Origin of the sequence: Herminiimonas sp. KBW02, assembly GCF_003852535.1 — a bacterium.
Classification (GTDB): domain Bacteria; phylum Pseudomonadota; class Gammaproteobacteria; order Burkholderiales; family Burkholderiaceae_D; genus Oxalicibacterium.
The window spans coordinates 991,900-1,010,381 of sequence record NZ_QAJP01000004.1 but is presented as its reverse complement, the minus strand read 5'-3'; the positions used below and the strand labels follow the sequence as shown (position 1 = coordinate 1,010,381).

16 protein-coding genes are annotated in these 18,482 nt (G+C 53.8%); 8 read left to right on the top strand and 8 right to left on the bottom strand.

Translation table 11 applies throughout. From position 1 onward, the window contains the following. The first annotated feature begins 71 nt into the window (after positions 1–71). The 3 genes from DBR37_RS09000 to DBR37_RS08990 all read left to right on the top strand — a co-directional run bounded on the left by DBR37_RS09000 (position 72) and on the right by DBR37_RS08990 (position 1,386). Positions 72–677 carry a hypothetical protein gene (locus DBR37_RS09000; RefSeq protein WP_124574087.1) on the top strand — a complete coding sequence of 202 codons (606 nt, stop codon included), beginning with the start codon at positions 72–74 and terminating at the stop codon, positions 675–677. A gap of 140 nt (positions 678–817) precedes the next feature. Further along, positions 818–1,147 (top strand): hypothetical protein, encoded by a 330-nt coding sequence (locus tag DBR37_RS08995; RefSeq protein WP_124574086.1) that lies wholly within the window; start codon positions 818–820, stop codon positions 1,145–1,147. A gap of 17 nt (positions 1,148–1,164) precedes the next feature. After that, the gene (locus DBR37_RS08990; protein WP_124574085.1) at positions 1,165–1,386 is read left to right on the top strand and encodes a hypothetical protein; all 222 of its coding nucleotides are present in this window, start codon (positions 1,165–1,167) and stop codon (positions 1,384–1,386) included. 235 nt (positions 1,387–1,621) lie between these two features. Here DBR37_RS08990 and pbpC read toward each other — a convergent pair whose 3' ends face one another. Continuing rightward, positions 1,622–4,009 carry a penicillin-binding protein 1C gene (pbpC, locus tag DBR37_RS08985; RefSeq protein ID WP_233588318.1) on the bottom strand — a complete coding sequence of 796 codons (2,388 nt, stop codon included), beginning with the start codon at positions 4,007–4,009 and terminating at the stop codon, positions 1,622–1,624. 3 nt (positions 4,010–4,012) lie between these two features. Continuing rightward, positions 4,013–10,078 carry an alpha-2-macroglobulin gene (locus DBR37_RS08980; protein WP_124574084.1) on the bottom strand — a complete coding sequence of 2,022 codons (6,066 nt, stop codon included), beginning with the start codon at positions 10,076–10,078 and terminating at the stop codon, positions 4,013–4,015. A gap of 205 nt (positions 10,079–10,283) precedes the next feature. Between DBR37_RS08980 and DBR37_RS08975 the strand changes: the two genes are divergently transcribed. The 4 genes from DBR37_RS08975 (at position 10,284) to DBR37_RS08960 (ending at position 12,600) form a co-directional block, all read left to right on the top strand. Beyond that, positions 10,284–10,742 (top strand): DUF4124 domain-containing protein, encoded by a 459-nt coding sequence (locus DBR37_RS08975; protein ID WP_124574083.1) that lies wholly within the window; start codon positions 10,284–10,286, stop codon positions 10,740–10,742. Positions 10,743–10,818: 76 nt separating this feature from the next. Beyond that, entirely contained in the window at positions 10,819–11,304 is a 486-nt protein-coding gene (locus DBR37_RS08970; protein WP_124574082.1) for a PaaI family thioesterase, read from the top strand. 493 nt (positions 11,305–11,797) lie between these two features. Further along, positions 11,798–12,286, top strand: coding sequence for a DUF2165 family protein (locus DBR37_RS08965; RefSeq protein WP_124574081.1), 489 nt, complete (start codon positions 11,798–11,800; stop codon positions 12,284–12,286). Positions 12,287–12,288: 2 nt separating this feature from the next. Continuing rightward, on the top strand, positions 12,289–12,600 hold the full coding sequence (locus DBR37_RS08960; protein WP_124574080.1) for a tetratricopeptide repeat protein: 312 nt from the start codon (positions 12,289–12,291) through the stop codon (positions 12,598–12,600). Positions 12,601–12,608: 8 nt separating this feature from the next. On the opposite strand, the gene DBR37_RS08955 is transcribed toward DBR37_RS08960, so the two are convergent. Both DBR37_RS08955 and mqo read right to left on the bottom strand, forming a co-directional pair. After that, on the bottom strand, positions 12,609–12,968 hold the full coding sequence (locus DBR37_RS08955; protein ID WP_124574079.1) for a DUF1304 domain-containing protein: 360 nt from the start codon (positions 12,966–12,968) through the stop codon (positions 12,609–12,611). Between the two features lie 105 nt (positions 12,969–13,073). Continuing rightward, positions 13,074–14,708: a malate dehydrogenase (quinone) gene (gene mqo / locus DBR37_RS08950; protein ID WP_124574078.1), complete on the bottom strand. Its 1,635-nt coding sequence runs from the start codon at positions 14,706–14,708 to the stop codon at positions 13,074–13,076. A 321-nt stretch (positions 14,709–15,029) separates the two neighbouring features. On the opposite strand from mqo, the gene DBR37_RS08945 reads away from it, so the two are divergent. Beyond that, a complete protein-coding gene (locus DBR37_RS08945) occupies positions 15,030–15,620 on the top strand; it encodes a thermonuclease family protein (protein ID WP_124574077.1) in 591 nt (196 codons plus the stop codon). Between the two features lie 62 nt (positions 15,621–15,682). On the opposite strand, the gene DBR37_RS08940 is transcribed toward DBR37_RS08945, so the two are convergent. The 4 genes from DBR37_RS08940 to DBR37_RS08925 form a co-directional block, all read right to left on the bottom strand. Next, positions 15,683–16,264, bottom strand: a complete 582-nt coding sequence (locus DBR37_RS08940; RefSeq protein ID WP_124574076.1) for a flavin reductase family protein — start codon at positions 16,262–16,264, stop codon at positions 15,683–15,685. 177 nt (positions 16,265–16,441) lie between these two features. Then, on the bottom strand, positions 16,442–16,861 hold the full coding sequence (locus DBR37_RS08935; RefSeq protein ID WP_124574075.1) for a hypothetical protein: 420 nt from the start codon (positions 16,859–16,861) through the stop codon (positions 16,442–16,444). A gap of 77 nt (positions 16,862–16,938) precedes the next feature. Beyond that, positions 16,939–17,460 carry a superoxide dismutase family protein gene (locus tag DBR37_RS08930; RefSeq protein WP_124574074.1) on the bottom strand — a complete coding sequence of 174 codons (522 nt, stop codon included), beginning with the start codon at positions 17,458–17,460 and terminating at the stop codon, positions 16,939–16,941. A gap of 152 nt (positions 17,461–17,612) precedes the next feature. After that, complete coding sequence (locus DBR37_RS08925) at positions 17,613–18,479, bottom strand: LysR substrate-binding domain-containing protein (protein WP_124574073.1); 867 nt, start codon at positions 18,477–18,479, stop codon at positions 17,613–17,615. Between the last annotated feature and the right edge of the window lie 3 nt (positions 18,480–18,482).

Genomic DNA, 18,482 nt, shown 5'->3' with positions numbered 1-18,482 from the left:
CTTTTGGAGATAAAAAATGTTCTCTAACTTTTTCTGCGAAATAGGTTTGTCGCACTTTTTGGCATAGAAGCATGCAGCCCTCCGCCGCCTGGTTCGATTACGAAATTGTTTTACGCGATATTTACCGCCTCATGTTAATGATTGAGTATCGCGCCAATATAAATAGCCCTACGCTTAACGACAATAAATGGCTGAATGAGCTTCACCAAAAGTACTTTAGTAATGAGGCAGCCCATCTTTTGGTATCCATTGCAAGTTCTGTTAGAAGGATACAAGACACGGAATGGCGTTCACTTTCTGCAGATGAGCGCTCAACCTTAAAGGGCAGGGTAGTAGGAGATAAAGAACGCGTTGGCTTCCATTTACTGGGGTCTGGCAATGGCGTGCTTAATTTTGGTTTGAGAGATGCATGTAATTACATCATGCACGCCCACACTATTGAATGGCATGCAGCAGGCAACGGCAGTTTATCCCAAGCATATCGTTTACCTTTTTATGATCTTGTTTTGGAATCGTTCAAACGCGCAGACACCAAGAACATTTTATTGACAGAGGAAGCTGTCTATTTAGCCGACGATACGGCAGGGAAAAGTTGGGAAGTTTTGATTGAATTAAACAAATTTCTGAAAGCAGCGGCTAACAAAATCTCCGTTGATATGACTTCAGTAAATTCTTAATTTATTTAAAACAGGCGGATCATTTCCTGAGCGTCGTAAAAAATGAATTTGGCGACATATTAAGTTCGCAGATAGGTCTTTTGCACATAGGTTCGTTCAAGGAAGTTCGTTTATTAATAAAATTGATTTTTGGTAAAAATATGAGCATCAGTCAAAAAATTCGATCATTACATTGCGGGTTTCAGCGAGGATTGGGATTCGAAGTCATTGCTGGAGAGAACTGTATTTTGATCAAGAATGTGCCATTTGAGCTAGAAGGCATCATTGCAAAATGGATCGATGAATTGCCAATAGAACTAATGAGTGGTCCTGTTGCCTTGGTAAAGCTCTACCCAACTGAAGGAATGGCACTAACTGAATCCGGGTGGAGTGCGTTTATTAGTTGGATGACCGAAACGTTAAACAGCGCGCAGCACGAACCAAATTTTCCGCTGAAAGTACGACAATCAGCTAAAAGCTCTGCTCAGTAAGTCTATAGGTGAGAATTATGGCTGCAACGTTGAAATTGTCGGATGAATTAATTGATCTTGCTACGCCATACGCTGTTGCGGCGCATAGGTCAGTTTCGCAGCAGATTGAATACTGGGCTCGCTTGGGAAAGGCCGCTGAAGACAACCCTGAGTTGCCTATTGAATTTATAAAAAACACATTACTTGCCGTTGCCGAATCGGATGCCAAACTACACACCGATTACTCAATTCGTAACTAGGGGCAATGTTCGCTCTCGAAATCTCTAGATTAAAGGCTCTGTTCGAGTGGACCCGAATCGGAAGTAAAGTTGTTAAAACTATGCGAAGGGGTAGATTTTACATCTTTAGTTCCCCCAAATTTACAACTTTAGTTCCGCAGCCTCCATAAAAGGTGATCGTTGGTTGCAATCCGCATAGATAAACTTCGTATAATTTGTGTTATGTAAAATTACGTACGAACGCAAACAATGCAGATTACGGCACAAACTCCACCACCACCTCACGCCCATCCGAGCGCCCGTCCTGATCGATAACCCGAATCTGGTAATTCCCCGGTGTGGCCGGTAGCCAGTTGATGGAGTTCCCGGCGCGTGCTTTGCCGATCAGTCCGCCATTCGCAAACCAGAACAGATCCTGGCGCGCATTGACCGCACTCGCGCTCAGGATAATTGGTGCGGTCTTCGACAGGCGCAATGTGTAAGTTGCCGACGTGGCGGGTGCAGTAATCGTCACGCTACCACCACCAGACGCACGCATATCAGCCTGGTCGCAGCTTACTTCTGCTGGCGGCTGGCGACGCGGCATGCCGGCATCCCTGAATAGCTTCTGCATGTCGGTCGGCCAGTATTCATAGACTTCGGTTTTGGTATATGGCCCCTTGCTGCACGTGGCCAGGCCAGTTCGGCTGTCTATTTGTACCGCCCGATGCAGATCGCTGACTTTGATCGGGGATTTACCCGGGATGAACCAGGTCGGCGTGAGGTCCGGACAAAAAGCGTTCGGCAGATCACCACTGGCGCGGCATACGTCTACACGTTTGACGTTCTGCGGTTGTTTGCTGAGAGGCATAGCGGCATCCGGTGTTTGCAAGCGTAAGCCATCGACGATGCGGAAGAATAACGGTGCCGCCGTTTGCACACCGACGAAGGCAGGATTGCCTGCGCCATTGAAGTTGCCGACCCAAACCAGCAAGACGTAACGACCAAAGATGCCGACCGTCCACGCATCACGAAAACCCCATGAAGTACCGGTTTTCCAGGCGACTGCTGGTTGAGATGGTTCACCTGTTTCCGGGCGCGGGTTTTCCTGCAGCATTTGCAGAGTAAGGAAGGCTGCTTCTTCAGATAATAAGCGCTGCGATGCGCTTGCTTGCGGTCGGCTTTTTTCGTTAGTTTCGGTGTTTGCAGTCGTCCTGGTATAGCTGAGTGGTTTAACCAGGCCACCGTTACCCAGCATCAGGTACAAGCGCCCTAGTTCCTCCATCGTCAATTCACCGCCGCCTAGTGCCAGCGCCAGGCCGTAGTGGCGCTCGGCTGCCATTTTGGAGACACCTGCTTGCTGCAAAAATTCATACAGGCTCGGCTTGGATAGTTGCGACATCAAGGTAACGGCCGGGACATTGCGGCTGCGTATCAGCGCCAACTGTGCAGAGATAGGCCCGACAAAACGGCCATCAAAGTTTTCCGGACTGAAGGGGCCGAATCTGGCGGGTGCGTCCTTCAGCATGCTCATCGGATGTATCAAGCCCTGATCGAGTCCGAGCGCGTAGATGAATGGTTTGAGCGTGGATCCGGGTGAGCGCTTGGCTTGTGTGCCGTTTACCTGGCCTTCTATCGCAGCGCCAAAGTAGTTGGATGAGCCGACCAAAGCCCGGACTTCACCGGTCTGGCGCTCTATCAGCATTGCCGATGCGTTGTTGATGCCTGCGCCGCCGTGATTGGCGATGAACTGATGGATGATGCGTTCCAGCGCTGCCTGTTGCCGCAGCTCCACACTGCTCCAGATTTCGCCGGATCGCTGGCTGCGCAATAGATAGTCCGTGGCATGTGGTGCCAGGAACGGCATGTTGTTGGTGCCGTATAGCCTTTGCGGTGCATGCAGTTCGTTTTGGTAGTTCTGCAGTTCAGGGTGTTCTTGCAGCCAAAGTTGCGCCAGGCGGCGACGTGCCTGGTCACGTGGCTCCGGCAATGAGCTGTATCTGTTGGCAGCGGTCTGGCGTTGCATGCCGCCGCGCTTGCTCGGGTTTTGCGGGATGATGGCCAGCGTCAGTATTTCCGGCAGGCTCAGGTGACCGACACGCTTATGGAAATAAATAAGGCTGGCAGTGGCGACGCCTTCGATATTGCCGCCATAAGGTGCCAGGTTGAGATATGCCTCGAGTATTTCGCGTTTGCTGTAACGTAGTTCCAGCCACAATGCCGCGGCAATTTGCCTGAGTTTGCCGAGCGGCTGCTGGCTACGTATGCCATATACGCGGCGCGCCAGTTGCATGCTGATGGTCGATGCGCCTTGCCGTACACCGTTGCCCAGCGTGGATGTTAGCGCCCTGCCTATGGCTACCGGATTGACGCCTGGGTGCCAGTAAAACCATTTGTCTTCATATAGCAATACCGCGTCAATCAGGCGCGGATCCATTTCAGATAAAGGTGTCCAGATACGATATTGATCGTCCGCAGCCAGCGACAAACGCATTAACTCGCCGCTACGGGCATAGATCGCAGCCGAGGTCGGTGCAACCCCGCTCAGTGGTGCATGCGGCAGGATGCGCAGCAAGAACAGTACTGTAGCCAGCAGTCCTGCACCGACCATCCAGCGACGGGATGGTCGATACCATTTGCTTTTTTGCTTGCTGCCCTCCTCCATACGCTACTTCTTGGCCGGTGCGGTTACCGTCATGATCCGTCCACCAGCGGAGCGTGCTTGCACGCTGCGTTCATACATCGATTCAGCGTAGGCCGGTGGCACCAGGAAGCGACCGCTGTTAGTGGCTTTGATGCGGTAACTGATTTCGCTTATGTCCTTACCTACGGTGCCGTAGAACACGACCCGGTCTTCGCGTACATCCACATATTCAAGAGCGCCGGTCGCACGTCCGCCGGACAGGATAGCCATAGGCGATACTTCATCTCCTTCTTCGGCTTCGTTTTCCTGTGTCATACCGGCGTCAAGCACGGGCTCGAATCCGCCCGGCGTGAGGTCTATCAAGGCCACGCTTGGAACGTAGTCACGCGCAGTCGTACGGACGCGCAGGCGCACGGTGATTTCATCGCCGACATTGACGCTGCTCACAGCCTTGCCATCTGCTCCGAGGAACTCACGCTGCACTTCCAGACCCGCACGCATTTCCTCTTTCAGCGGTGCTTTGTCGAAGCCGCTTTCAACAATGGAGTAATACGTTTGTGCACTACTATCGTTGCTCAGGCGTAGCTTGCTGGCATCCGCCGAGAACGGGACACGCGGCACCAGGTTGGCTGGCAGGCTGAGTGCCGTTTGCTTGCCGGCAGCATTGATTTCGGCGATACCCAGTTTGCCTAGTACGGCCGGATCTGCCACCGACGCATACGCATCAAAGGCCATGATCAGGTAAGCACTGGACAAGGTGTTGTAGTAGCCGTCAACGATAGGCTGCACCAGGGTTGTCATTGCCGCGGGCGGCAGGTTTTTGACGCGTGCCGGGAAGTGACGCGCCAGCAGATACAAGGCCTGCGCATTGCGTATGCCGGTTCCATAGTAGGCACTGAAAGCCGGATCGGTTTTTTCTTTGCCGGACTTGATCAATTGCTCGACCTGCACGTCCATCAGCGCGCCCGCGACCTTGTCCTGCTTCTGCAATTGATAGGCCGCCGCTAGGTAGGCTGCAGCCAGATCCGACTTCCATAGTTTCGGATAGCTGGCTTCCAGCGATTCACGTATGCCGCTCAAGATAGGCGTCGTCACGACCATCTGCCGCGTCAACAAATAAGCTGCATAGGCACGCACGCGCAGTTCCGGTAAACCGGAACCCGGGCTGGTGGCCAGACGCTGGATGTAGGCCATGGATTTCTGCAGCATATCTGCTGGCACGCTTTCACCTTGTTCGTGCGCTTCCAGCAGCAGGTGTGCGGCATAGACAGAGACAAATTCATCCGACTCTATCGATGCCGTCCACAGGCCAAAGCCACCTTCTGCATTCTGGCGTGTGCGCAGGAACTTGATTGCATCGGTAAAGCTGCGTGCAGCAGGCAGTGCCGCTGGCCCCTTGAAGAACTCGGGACGTTTGGATGAAATCAGCGCGGGTATCGCCTGGCTGATCATTTGCTCGGTACACAGATGCGGAAAGTTCGCCAGATAAGCCGACAAGCCATTACTCAGCACCAGTGGCAAGGAAGACACGCCGGCTTCCAGCACACGATATTGCGGATACAGGCTGCGTTTGACCTGCACCTCGGTCGAACTGGTGAAATTACCTGCAGTAACCTGCGTATAACGTGCCGTCGCCGGACGTACAGAGACATCGGTACTCAGCTTGCTTTGCTTGCCACCGAGGCTGGCAGTAAAGCTCAGTGAAGCAGAACCCAGCATGGTCTGCGCGCCGTCCAGCGCCTTGATGCGGTAGGTGGCCACACCTTCGCGCGATTCACCTATCTTTAGCGTCTGTACGCCATCAGCGCCACTGCCACCTATTACTGCAAGATGGGGCGAGGTTTTCAATGCCAGGCTGACAGCAGCATCCTTGCCGGAACCAGCGACGTTGTTAGACACGCCGACTGTGACATCAAATTCATCACCCGGTGCTACCGCGAGCGGCACATTCGGCGAGATGACAAAGTCACCGCGTACCAGGGCTTTTGTTTGCGCTGTTCCTATGGTTTTGTCATCGATGGCGACTGCCATGATGCGCATGCTGCCATTGAAGGTATCCGGCACCTGATAGCTGAATTCCTTGCTGCCGTTAACATCGACGATGCCGGACCAATAAACGGCCGGTTTGTCGTGCTTGCGTTTGAACGGATTTAAATGCTTGCCTATGCCGCCGTCACCGTCACCACCCGGTGCGCTGATCGCCATCAGGCGTTTGAATTCAGGCAGGATCAGATCCAGTATCTGCGAGCTGCGCACTTCCAGCATGCGCTTCTGGAAGAAGAATCCCAGCGGATCTGGTGTCTGGTAGCGCGCCACCTGCAAGATGCCCTCATCCACCGCGAACACAACGGCCCGTGTCGGCTGTGATGAAGTGAGTTTCATGCGCATTGTTTGTCCCGGCTTGACCAGATCCGGCGCGGTCAGGCTGAGTTTGTTGGTGCGCGATGCCAGGCTGGTAGCGAATGGCACGACGCCATAACTCAACGGACTCATGAAAATCTCATCGGATGACGGATCACGTATGAATTGCACGCTGATGTAGCCATTCCCTTCAAAGTCCTTCGGCAGGCGGATTTTCTGTACCGATGCCAACGTGGTCGAACGGAACCATTGATGCGTGAACACTTTATCGCGCTCGATCGTAATCAGACCGGCACCGATATACGGTGCACGTATGCTGACCTCGATTTCCTCACCCGGCAGGTAGTCTTTCTTATTCAGCGTCAGTTGCAGCTCGGCGTTGCGTTCGAGGTTACGCGTCACATTGCCCTGCCCTGCAACGCTGTAGTCGATACGATTGAATTCCACGCCTTGCGCATCGCGGATGACGTAGGCGTAGTTGCCCGGCGTATCACTGGCTAGCGCCAGGTTGTAACCGTTGGCGGGGAGTACCAGAGGTGTTTCCTTGAGCAGGATGTCTTTGCGACGTGACTCGTATTTGTAGCCACCGTCGATTTGCCTGGTCAATACGGAAACGTATTTGCGCTCCATATGCAACAAGGTCAAACCGGTAACAGCCGTGCGTTGCGCTTTCGGATCTATCGCCAACAACGACACATTGCGCTGCCCGCCACGACTGACGAAGTCCAGCGCGCCATCACTCTTGAAGCCGACCAGATAAGGCAGCTCTGAGACCAGCGCGGATACCTCCGCCGCAACGCCACGTCCGCCTTGCGGTTCGTAGGCACGGGTCAGGAATTGCAGGCGATAGGTCGCTTTCGCATATTTAGCCAGGCCGAGATCGAAAGTGCTATCGCCTTTCTGATCAGTCTGCTGGTCGCCCAGCTGATCGGTGTAACCTTCTTTCGCTCGTTGCGGGTCGTAGAAGCGATAGTCAGGGTATTGTTTGAAGGCCGGGAACGCCGGGCTCAATATCAGGTCTGCCGTCACGCGGCGATTTTCTGCTGGCGTACCAAACAGGTTTTGCGCGTTGACCACGACTTTCAGATCACGTGGATGCAGCCAACCCTCGGTGCTCGCGATACCATCCGGCGTCGTGAACTTGGCATTTACTTTCATGCGGTCAGGCTGGAATTCCTGCACTTTCACGGTGGTGCTGCCGATTTGCGCGCCCGCCTTGCCATCCCTGACCAGATAGAGGTTGATGCTATAAGTGCCGGTAGCCGCACTCTCTTCTGTCGCATACGAAATTTCGCTGAAGCCGCCAGCAGGCAACTTGATTTTTTCGCGTTTGACCGTCAGGCCACGCGCATCAGTGACTTCAACTTCCAGCGGCAAGCCAGTGATAGCTCCGCTCCAGTTGGCTGATTTGGTGATCATGCCGATATGGAAGGTATCGCCGGGGCGATAAATGCCGCGATCACTGAACAGATAAGCAGAAACCTGGTCTGGCACGCTCGCATTTTTGCCGCCACCGACATCGAAACGCGACATGTCCAGAGAACGATCCGCCGTATTCAACGGCAGGAAGCTCAGGTCGCCGGCCTTGCGTACCAATATCATCAACGGTGCACGTTCACGTGACATGCCGTCTATCTTGGCGAAATGCACGCGGCCGCTGGCATCCGTATTCTGGCTAAACAAGGTCTGACCATTCTTGCCTATGATCTCGACGCTGGCGCCTTCGACAGGCTTGCCGGTGTAGATCGATTGCACGAAGACATCCTGCGAACCATCAATGGATTTTTTCACCAGGATACCCAGATCCGTCACGACGACCAGGCGCTGGTCAGACTTGCTTTCATAGTTCTCTGTGGAGCCTGCGTCCTGGCTGTCCGCGTCAGCCTCGTCACCATCACTGGCTTGCGCTTCACCAAGCTGACGCTGGTTACGCTCTTTTTCCCTCTTCGCGCGTTCCTCGGCACGCGGATCGTAGCCGGAAATATTCAGCAGGAAAATACCGCGCCGCGCATCACCCTCACCCTTGAGGTACTGATTCAGATCGATGGCTTCGTAATGCGCCTTGCCTTGTGGCAGTCCCAACAGTGGGATTTTCGATTCAAACCGTTCGGTCAGGTTGTCTGCACCGAAACGTCCGTAAAAATGCGGATGCGCAAAATCGCCATCTGCCTGCGACACCAGATGCTGCAATTGTGCCGGCAGGATGCGGCCGATCTCCACCTTCACGCCTGGTACATCGCGCACCAGTACTGCTACCTTCTTGTCGCCACTCATCGCGAGCAAAGAACCCTGGCTCAGGATCTTGATTTCAGCAGGGAATGCCAGCACAGACAGCACGTGCGCAACAGCCTTGCTCATGATGTAGCCGCCAAAGGACTTGATCCCGCCATCGATCTGCACATAAATCTGCGCGCCGACATCGGCGTTGTACCTGAAGTTATGTTCGCTGGTGTACTCAAACTCAGCAGGGATTTGCTCCAGCGGCAACACACGCGACTGCTTCAGAACCTGGGCCGTGATGTCCTTGCGCGGCCAGTTATAGACCGGATCGCCCGATTCATAGGGCTTGGGTACACCTTGTTCATCCAGAGGTGTTTTCGGCAAAACCCAGGCACGCACTGCCTTCTTCATTTCACGCTCATGCACATTCGCATTGGTGCTGATCATGAGTACCTGCTCTGGTTCATTCTTGTCGTTGTTGGCAACCAGCGGCGTCGCCTGCGTCACGCGCAAGCTATACAAGCCGGGCACGGCAATCCGGCGTGTCATGGGCTTGTCCAGCGCCGGGCCGTCGCGCACGGCGACGGCGCCTTTATCCAGAGTGAAGCCGAGCGAACTGTTTTCCTTAGGGATAGCCAATACTGCAGAGCGCACATAGGCGTGCAGTTTGAATTTGTCGTAGCTGACGCTAAAGGCCGTAGTTTCCTTGCCTATGCCGAGTACGCCGCCAGACTGTTCGCTGAGCTGCAACTCTATGCGTTTTTCCAGCTCGGCCGTATTCACAGGATGGCTGAAGCTCAGTTCAAACACACCTTGTTTGGTGACGGGATTGATAGGATCCTGATAAAACTCCGCGCGAACTATGGATGCGGTAAAGGCCGGGGTACGGAATACGGTCTGATACTCAGCCAGGCGCACCTCGGGCTTGAACATCCTGGCGTCGAAGCGCACCGTGTACTCCGCGCCAATTGCCCAGTCAGCCGCTGGTGTAAAGGTCAGCGTATCTTCGTTACTCCAGCGCCAGACGCCAGCCAGGGTCGGCGACGTGGAAATGCCTTCGCTAAGCACTTCGCCGCTGGCAGCCAGTGGCGCGACCGAGTGATCGAAATGGATTTCCAAAGATTTAGGCAGGCGCGCGGTGGGATCTTCCTGCTCAATTTCGGTACGCGTCGGAGCGGTGACTTTAAAAGTAACTTCCACCGGTTGCGGCCGTGCCTGCCACCAGCCATAGGCGTACCAGGAGCCTGTCATCAGCACCAGGGAAGCCAGCGCAAACAGTGCAGTGCGCTTTGGTTGCTGCCGGATGGCAGTGCCTGCCTGCTGCATGCGTCCTTGTGTCCAGCGCGCCCAGGCAGGCGCTTGCCAGTCGAACTTGCCAAACAGCTGTTGCAATACCCAGCCCAATCCCAACCAGGCTAGTTTTACTGGAGTGGAAATGACGTCCCGGATCATGGAGAAAATGCGTAGCAAACGCGATTTATTGTTCTTATCGTTCTCGTTCTGCGACATCGTTTTCCTCTGTGACAAGATGGTGACACGGGCAGTGGCTTGTTCGGACGACTACAATGCAAACGTCATGGAATGGTAGCGTCGGAAATTATCATGAAAATCGACGCCATATAAATGGGATGGCTCTTGAATGCGCCGCTCTGGCAAAATACGACTTAATGTAGCAGCAAGCTCATCACATCGTCCATAAGCACCAACCCTAATCATGAAAAGTATTTTTCTGATCGCAGCCCTTGTTTTTACCGTGCCACCGGCTATGGCCCAGGCACCTATCTACAAATGCGTCAGCAAAGGAAAAACCGTCTATTCCGAATCCCCCTGCCCGATCGGAACCAATAAACAGTCCACCATCGATACGACGCCGGAATACATGGGCAATCAGACGTATGACAGGGAAACGATAAACGCAGCCAGAGCCAGGATCAGGGCCGGGATGGATGAGCGCGGCACCGGCATTGCGACACCCAATCCCATGCCTATAGGCGCAGGCGGCGCAGCAAGGAATGCCACGCCCGCACAACGCGCTGAAATGTGTCTCTGGGTGCAGAACGAAACCAGGTATCTGGATAGCTGGGCCAGATCGCCGCAAGGAGGCTATTCACATGACTGGATCAGGCAGCGCAAGCTTGAAGCGCAGAGGGTCGCGTACGACTGGGGATGTTGAGTGCTACCGAAATCTTTGTATTATGTAGCCATCCTGGTCAGACACGATTCAGGAAAATACATCGCACAGGAACATCATGACCGCACCCAATAACAAGCTCCCGGTACTGGAATACCTGCAAAAGTCATTGGCAGGCACCTTGCAGGATGGCGATACCACACATATGCAGTACCCCACTCCTATTTCGCAAACTTTGGGTATACGGATCGTTGAAGTCGGACTGGGTACAGCAACTGTGGAGATCGACGCGTCACCGGACCTGCATGGCAATCAGCAGGCAACCGTGCACGGCGGTCTGATGTGCGAGCTGGCAGATGCCGCAATCGGGACGGCGCATTCAACCCTGATGGCCGAAGGCGAATCGTTTGCCAGCATCGATCTGAAAATCAACTTCTTCCGGCCTGTCTGGGCTACCAGGCTACGCGCTACGGCAAAACCGATACAGAGCGGGCGCACCATCACTCATTACACTTGCGAGATAGTGCGCGAGGACGGCAAGGCCGCGGCAACCGTGATCAGTTCTGTCATGACCTTGCGTGGAGAGCAAGCGCAAGGACGATAAGGTAATAGAACTTATCCCTACTCCTGGCGACACAATCAACGATATTGAAACCCAAAAATTCTTTGCTGAAATCAATCGTTTTCATCATTATTTAGTCCATTGGCACGTCTGTATTTTTATCCTGAGATGGCTTTTCGGGCCTTACTGACTCGCCTGGATTTGCTGAGACATTCTTACCTGTACAATTTTTGCAATACTCATCGAACTGATTTTTCAGGCAGTTTTCGTTGCAATGTCCAGCGTCGGTTTTTTGATCGCATCAATACCGTGATTCCTCATATCTTCATATGAAATCTTCTCTCCAATTTTGATATTGTTTCTGGCGAGAATTTTCTTTAAGGCGCCGTGTGCCGCGCCATTACTTCCCCAATACCCATTCGTTCCCTCAAGACATATCCTGGGCGTGATCCATCCCGCCCTTGTTTAAACAGAGCGTCGCCATTATTATCCAAGGCTATACTTTGATATTCAGCGTCTTATTTCAGGAATTTCCATGTCCGTCACTACCTCCATCTGGCTATTCCAGGTCGTGTTTGCTATCGGCCTGGCCAATTGGCTTTCAATCGCAGCGATCAATAACCTGCGCGCATTCCGCGCATCGGTTTGGGCAGTCGGCGATACCATGGCCATGACGCCGCTAACGCAGGAACCCCGCATAGATATTCCCTTGCAAACACGTGCAATCAGTTCACCGACCCTGCATCGTCTGGCACTGGTGTTCGTGATCATCTTGCAAATCGCTGCCGCGTTAGCTTGCTGGCTGGGCAGTTATCAGCTGGCACTCGCAGGCAACCTGCAGGCCGCGCGGCCCTGGCTCAATCTCGCCTTATGCAGTTTTGCCGCCTGCATCTTTGCGATGCATCTGGGCGGTTTGTGGTTTGCATACTGGATACGTCAGGGTGAACTGCAACTGACGCATATCAGTTTGCTGCTATGGGTGCTGTCAGCCTTCTTCCTTTTCAACTTCCAGTGGATTAGCTGAGCATGCGCGAACGCCTGGAGAAGTTGCTGGCGGAAGGACGCGACAACGCCCTGCTCCGTTTCGGCCTCGGCAACAGCTGCTTGCAGGAAGATGATGCCGCCAGCGCTGTTATCCATTTGCAGCAGGCGACACTGCAAGATCCATCCTATTCAGCTGCATGGAAATTGCTGGGCGTCGCCTTACGGAAACTGGAACGTCTGGATGAGGCGGAGCTGGCGTGGAATACCGGAATAAAAGTCGCGCAAGAACACGGCGACTTGCAGGCGGTGAAGGAAATGACGGTCTTCGTTAAACGTTTACAGAAGCCGAAGTGACACCATGATTACCCTGCGAGCAATACCAATAACAGCGCGATGAGTCCGGGCAAAGCCTGTACATATATTATCTTCCGCGCAGCTGTCACTCCGCCGTAAACACCTGCCACCACAACGCAAGCAAGAAAAAATATCTTGATATCGTTGCCCGCAGCACCCAGCCACACGCTCCACAGCAGGCCTGCGGCGAGGAAGCCGTTATACAGGCCCTGATTCGCGGCCAGCACTTTCGATGCCGCCGAGAACTCTGCCGTCAGGCCGAATGCACGCCTGCCTTTCGGTGTATCCCATAAAAACATTTCCAGATACAGGATGTAGATGTGCAGAATGCCGACTAGTGCTGTGGCGATGCTTGCGATGGTGTGCATGTCTTGCCCTCTCGTTCCGTCTGTTATGCCCATCTGCTACGCAAATAATAAGGGCGAAATATGCTTGCACACATTTCGCCCGAGTACCGTTTTCTTACCTATGCATCAAAGTGCCAAGTCAGCCGTTTCACGTTTAGGTGCTGGCGCAGGCGCTGCTTGCGGCACGACCGTGCGATCAATCGCGGGCGGCGGTGTCAGTTGCAGGATCTGGCCAGTGCTCAGCCATTCCTGATAAACCTTATCCGGCGAATCATTCAGCTTGGTGCCGTAGCTCGGAACGATCTGGCGGATTTTGTTTTGCCAGGCTGGTGTAGCGACTTTATCCTTGAACACTTTTTTCAGTACATCCAGCATGATAGGTGCAGCGGTCGATGCGCCTGGCGATGCGCCGAGCAAGCCGGCTATGCTGCCGTCTTTCGACGCCACCACTTCGGTACCGAGTTTCAGCGCGCCGCCCTTGTCGGCATCACGCTTGATGATTTGCACGCGTTGACCGGCCTGCCACAAGCGCCAGTCTTCTTTCTTCGCATTCGGGAAGTATTCCTGCAATGCTTTCAGGCGATCATCATCCGACAGCATCAACTGGCCGGCCAGGTATTCCACCAGCGGGTATTCTGCAACACCGACTTTGACCATAGGCCACACATTGTGCGTCGTCGTGCTGGTCAGCAAGTCGAAGTACGAACCTTCCTTCAGGAACTTGGTAGAGAAAGTCGCAAACGGCCCAAACAGGATCACGCGCTTGCCATCCAGCACACGGGTATCCAGATGCGGCACCGACATGGGTGGCGCACCGACCGATGCCTTGCCATAGGCTTTCGCCAGATGACGCTCAGCGATTGCAGGGTTCTCGGTTACCAGGAAGGAGCCGCCGACCGGGAAGCCTGCATACTCATTGGCTTCCGGAATGCCGGATTTCTGTAGCAGGTGCAAGGCACCGCCACCCGCACCGATGAAGACGAACTTGGCGTCGGTTTCGGTTTTTGTTCCATCCTTCAGGTTTTTATAGCCTATGCGCCAGGTCCCATCAGCATTGCGCTTGATGTCTTGCACTTCACTGGAAAGCTTGAGCGAGAAGTTAGGCTTGGTTTGCAGGTTGGCGACGAATTGGCGGGTGATTTCACCAAAATTGACGTCGGTACCGATAGGCGTCCAGGTCGCTGCGATCTTTTGGTTGGCCGGACGGCCTTCCATCATGAGCGGCACCCATTTCTTGATTTGTTCAGGATCTTCCGAGTACTGCATGCCACGGAACAAAGGGCTGGCTTGCAATGCTTCGTAGCGTTTCTTCAGGTATTTGACATTCTCGTCGCCCCAGACGAAGCTCATGTGCGGGGTTGAGTTGATAAAAGAGCGCGGGTTCTTCAGGACGCCGTTCTTGACTTGCCAGGCCCAGAATTGACGTGAGATCTGGAAGGCTTCATTGATTTCGATCGCTTTTGCAATCTCGATCTTGCCGTCCTTGGTTTCTGGTGTGTAGTTCAGTTCTGCGAGTGCTGAGTGACCTGTACCAGCGTTGTTCCAGCCATTCGAGCTTTCCTTGGCGACGCCGTCCAGACGTTCTACCATTTCCATGCTCCAGCCGGGTTCCAGTTCATTGAGCCAGATTCCGAGTGTGGCGCTCATGACGCCGCCACCGATCAACATAACATCTACTTTTTTTACTTCTGCGGCGTGCAGAGGTGTGACTACGAGGGTAAAAATAAAGCCAAATATGGCGAGGTGATTTTTTTTAAACATTATCGAATCCCTTGATTCATTAATTAACATCGGCTTTCATGTAAGGCAACGGTACTTGCTACATGGACAAACCAAAGGACAGTGTGTGTCCCTGGCAGTGCTGATATGGTGAAGATTCAATACGGCGGAGCAACGTCCACCTGCGACTGTCTTTCCTGCGAGTAAGCTTTCTGAAACAGACCCGTGGAATTTTACTCCTCCTTCGGTTTTCAGGCGTTGAAGCGTAATTTGACTGCTATAGTCCTGCCTCCACACTGCATAGTGCATCGCGCAGAGTTGGAGATTGCCCTTACTGCTTAAGAGTGGAACTACCCGCAAGCCATGAATTTGAAGAGCCTATTTCGTCCTGCCTTAGTGTTGTCATGCCTGTTGCTGACAACTGCTTCGGCATCCGCTGCACCGCGCGCCAAGCCCTTGCATGAACGCATCTATAAAAATTGCCTGGTAGTTGGTGTCACCGACGGCGACACATTGAAAGCGCGCTGCGGCAAACCGGGCGCGTATAAAACGATGATCGTCCGACTGGGCGGTATCGATGCGCCGGAACGCAAGCAAGCTTACGGCAACCGTGCGCGCAAGCTCCTGAGCAATCTGACCTTTGGCCGACAAGCCAATCTGGTGTGCAATACACGCGATCAATACAAGCGTCACATATGCAAGGTAATGGTAGCGCCCCGCTCCGCCCCGAACGGAGCGAAGACGCTGGATAGCGGCCTCGCACTGATTACAGTTGGCCTCGGTTGGTGGTACAAGGCATACGCGCATGAACAAAGTCCGCAAGAGCGCGGCCAATACGAATTCGCAGAGTTTGAAGCACGAGCCAAACGTGCTGGTTTGTGGGCCGATGCATACCCGGTCGCGCCCTGGGAATGGCGCAGGAATGAAAAAGCGCGGCGTGAGCGCCTGCATTGAGGAATAAAAAAGGATGCGCGCAGCATCCTTTTTTACAGCATTCATCAGTCACGCACGCAGATTTATTTATCGGTATTCGCCTGCAAGACCTGACCGATGGCGTAGAAATTGCCGCCAGCAATATAGTGCAGGCTGCCCAGTTCCGGGCTGGCATCTTCAAAATGCCAGTGTCCGTCCCTGAACACGCGGGTATCTGACCACGCACCGACGACTTCACCGATAAACAGGTCATATGCCTGCTGATTGTGTGGCTCGGGTATCAGGCGGCATGCCAGCCAGGCTGAGCATCCGGCGACGAATGGCGTTTCATAACCATCTATGTGGAACAGTTCCACGCCGGCACGTTCCAGTTTGTCCGGCTCCTGTAACAGGCTCTTGCTGCCTACATCGTGCGTTAATTGCAGTTGCGCCACCGTCGGCACCTGGATCACGAACTTGCCACTGTTCTCTACCAGCGCACGCGTCCTGGTCGCCTTGTCGATCACAACTGTCAATTTAGGCGGAGCAAAATCCAGTGCGCAACACCATGCCGCTGCCATCACATTGCTTACACCTGCATGACCGGACGACACGAGTACGGTCGGCCCATGGTTAATCAATCTGTAAGCCTTCTCCAGCGCGACCGGCGCGATATGTTTATCCATGCAAATTCATCCGTGTAAAGAGCGTAACGACGAGGATAACAACAAGAAGCGCATCATGCCTGATAACGTCTAATCACGCTGAAACAGAAGCAGGTATAAGACAAGTTCGCTATGCAAGCGCTCTCTTTATTCGCCCTATTCACGATGAGGACAATATGACGACGAACGTATTGACCTCTACGAAGCTGAAATCTTCAAGGTGTAATCGGATTTGACGCCCTTGCGCGCCACTGCGCGGTTGAGATAAATCCGCACCGTGTAATTGCCCGACACATCCAGGCGCTGCCGCCACTCGTTCGCGCCTTGCATTTCACCGACAAATAAAGCGGTCGCATCATCCGGTGGGAGGATATTGAAGTACGTCGAGTTGGCTTTGCTTGCCTTCAGGCTGACTGTAAGCGTTTCGCCTTGCTTGACGAGCACAATAAAATCTTTGGTCGATTTCTCCGGCCCCTGTAAGCGGCCCTTCAATGTAACAGGCTCGGTACCGCGTAACGCGACCGCATATACCGGTATGCTTTCGTCTGCCGTAACCACGCCTGCCACACCCAGAAAGGCGCAGCCAAGCAAGACTGTTTTTGCGAATTTACGCAACATATATACGTCCCCTGAGAATAGCCTTGCGTCAAATGAATGACGCAAGAACTTTATGTTTTCTGTTTTTTTCAGGTCTGTTATTTCAGACGGATCACGCCACAAGACAGACGCTTGCCAGAGTTGCCGGTAGGCTGGGTGACGAAGTCATCCGGATCAGCATGCACGATCAGGCCTTTACCTATGATGCTGTTGGCGGCATTCGGATCGAGCGTGATCTGGCTGGTGCTGAGGCTGAGCGACGCATTGCCGTTGGAGTCAGCGGACAGGTTGCCGAAGTCACCGCCATGATGTTCAGAGTGCCCTGGTGCGCCATGTTTCTTACCGCCAGGATTAAAGTGGCCACCTGTGCTCATGCCATCAGGCGCACTGCAATCACCTTTTTCATGGATGTGGAAACCGTGCAAACCAGGCGACAAGCCGGTAATGCGCGCGCTGACCAGTACTTTGTCGCCACTTTGCTTGAAGCTGACGACGCCGTTGGTAGTATTGCCTGCCGTTGGTTGCATCACGGCCTCTGCGGTCGGACCTGAACCGTAGCTGGCACAGCCGGTGGCGACCACGGCAGCTGTCAATAATGTAAGGACTGGAAGGGTTTTCATGTGCGCGCTCCTCTTTTGATATGGATCGTTCAATCAACAAAAAATACCTGTTTCCTGCGACTACATCACTACCAATACGAATGATTGCTTGTGACATTTAGCTGCGAACCAGGTTTCGTTGTACACGTCCTGCGCAGTAAATGCCAATTTTTCTATGTTGCCATAATGACGTCGCAAGCGGCGACTAATTCCGTCGCCAGCGTTTTGGTGTGTGTGGAGGCACCGTCCTGCAAATGCAAACTCAGTTCCAGATCAGGCAAAGCAGCAAAGCCATCCGCCTCGCCCAGTATCCTGTGCTGCGCCGCGATACGACGTGGCAACAAACTGATGCCCAGCCCATCTTTTACCGCCGCGCTGACGCTGGCCAAGCTAGTGCTGACAAAGCCGATGCGCCAGCGTTGCCCGGTCGCATCCAGCGCATGCGTCATCTCGTTACGATACAAGCCACCAATAGGAAACGCTACCAGCGGCACCGGATTGCGTGCAGCGGCAGGACGTTCCAGGCTGTCAACCCAGCACAGCGGCTCAGGCCAGCTGGCAATACCCGGCGCACTGCCTTTGCGTTGTTTGACCAAGGCCATATCCAGTTTGCCTTGCTGGAACAAGCGCCACAACTCATGGCTGAGTCCACTGGTAATCTCGAGTCGTATGCCTGGATAGTTTTCTGCGAATGCAGCCAGTATCGGCGTCAGGGCATGTGACGCGAAGTCTTCCGGCACGCCCAGCTGGATTTCTCCCAATTCCACACTTTGCGTCAACTGTTCGACCGCTTCATCCATCAATTGCATGATGCGCCGGGCATAGGCAAGCAGGCGTTCGCCTTCTGGTGTGGTGGCAACATAGCGACCATTACGGTCCAGTAAATCGCAGCCGAACTGGATTTCGAGACGTCGGATCTGCTGGCTCACCGTCGATTGCGTCAGGTGCACACTATCTGCGGCGCGCGTGAAACTGCCGGTGTCTGCGACGGCAAGAAAACTGCGCAACAATACCGGGTCCAGTATTTTCGAGGCTGACATCGG

What these genes read in the sequence shown, in the direction of transcription:
- DBR37_RS09000 (WP_124574087.1), top strand. Translation starts at nt 72, where the DNA reads ATGCAGCCCTCCGCCGCCTGGTTCGATTACGAAATTGTTTTACGCGAT.
- DBR37_RS08995 (WP_124574086.1), top strand. Translation starts at nt 818, where the DNA reads ATGAGCATCAGTCAAAAAATTCGATCATTACATTGCGGGTTTCAGCGA.
- DBR37_RS08990 (WP_124574085.1), top strand. Translation starts at nt 1,165, where the DNA reads ATGGCTGCAACGTTGAAATTGTCGGATGAATTAATTGATCTTGCTACG.
- pbpC (WP_233588318.1), bottom strand. Translation starts at nt 4,009, where the DNA reads ATGGAGGAGGGCAGCAAGCAAAAAAGCAAATGGTATCGACCATCCCGT.
- DBR37_RS08980 (WP_124574084.1), bottom strand. Translation starts at nt 10,078, where the DNA reads ATGTCGCAGAACGAGAACGATAAGAACAATAAATCGCGTTTGCTACGC.
- DBR37_RS08975 (WP_124574083.1), top strand. Translation starts at nt 10,284, where the DNA reads ATGAAAAGTATTTTTCTGATCGCAGCCCTTGTTTTTACCGTGCCACCG.
- DBR37_RS08970 (WP_124574082.1), top strand. Translation starts at nt 10,819, where the DNA reads ATGACCGCACCCAATAACAAGCTCCCGGTACTGGAATACCTGCAAAAG.
- DBR37_RS08965 (WP_124574081.1), top strand. Translation starts at nt 11,798, where the DNA reads ATGTCCGTCACTACCTCCATCTGGCTATTCCAGGTCGTGTTTGCTATC.
- DBR37_RS08960 (WP_124574080.1), top strand. Translation starts at nt 12,289, where the DNA reads ATGCGCGAACGCCTGGAGAAGTTGCTGGCGGAAGGACGCGACAACGCC.
- DBR37_RS08955 (WP_124574079.1), bottom strand. Translation starts at nt 12,968, where the DNA reads ATGCACACCATCGCAAGCATCGCCACAGCACTAGTCGGCATTCTGCAC.
- mqo (WP_124574078.1), bottom strand. Translation starts at nt 14,708, where the DNA reads ATGTTTAAAAAAAATCACCTCGCCATATTTGGCTTTATTTTTACCCTC.
- DBR37_RS08945 (WP_124574077.1), top strand. Translation starts at nt 15,030, where the DNA reads ATGAATTTGAAGAGCCTATTTCGTCCTGCCTTAGTGTTGTCATGCCTG.
- DBR37_RS08940 (WP_124574076.1), bottom strand. Translation starts at nt 16,264, where the DNA reads ATGGATAAACATATCGCGCCGGTCGCGCTGGAGAAGGCTTACAGATTG.
- DBR37_RS08935 (WP_124574075.1), bottom strand. Translation starts at nt 16,861, where the DNA reads ATGTTGCGTAAATTCGCAAAAACAGTCTTGCTTGGCTGCGCCTTTCTG.
- DBR37_RS08930 (WP_124574074.1), bottom strand. Translation starts at nt 17,460, where the DNA reads ATGAAAACCCTTCCAGTCCTTACATTATTGACAGCTGCCGTGGTCGCC.
- DBR37_RS08925 (WP_124574073.1), bottom strand. Translation starts at nt 18,479, where the DNA reads ATGTCAGCCTCGAAAATACTGGACCCGGTATTGTTGCGCAGTTTTCTT.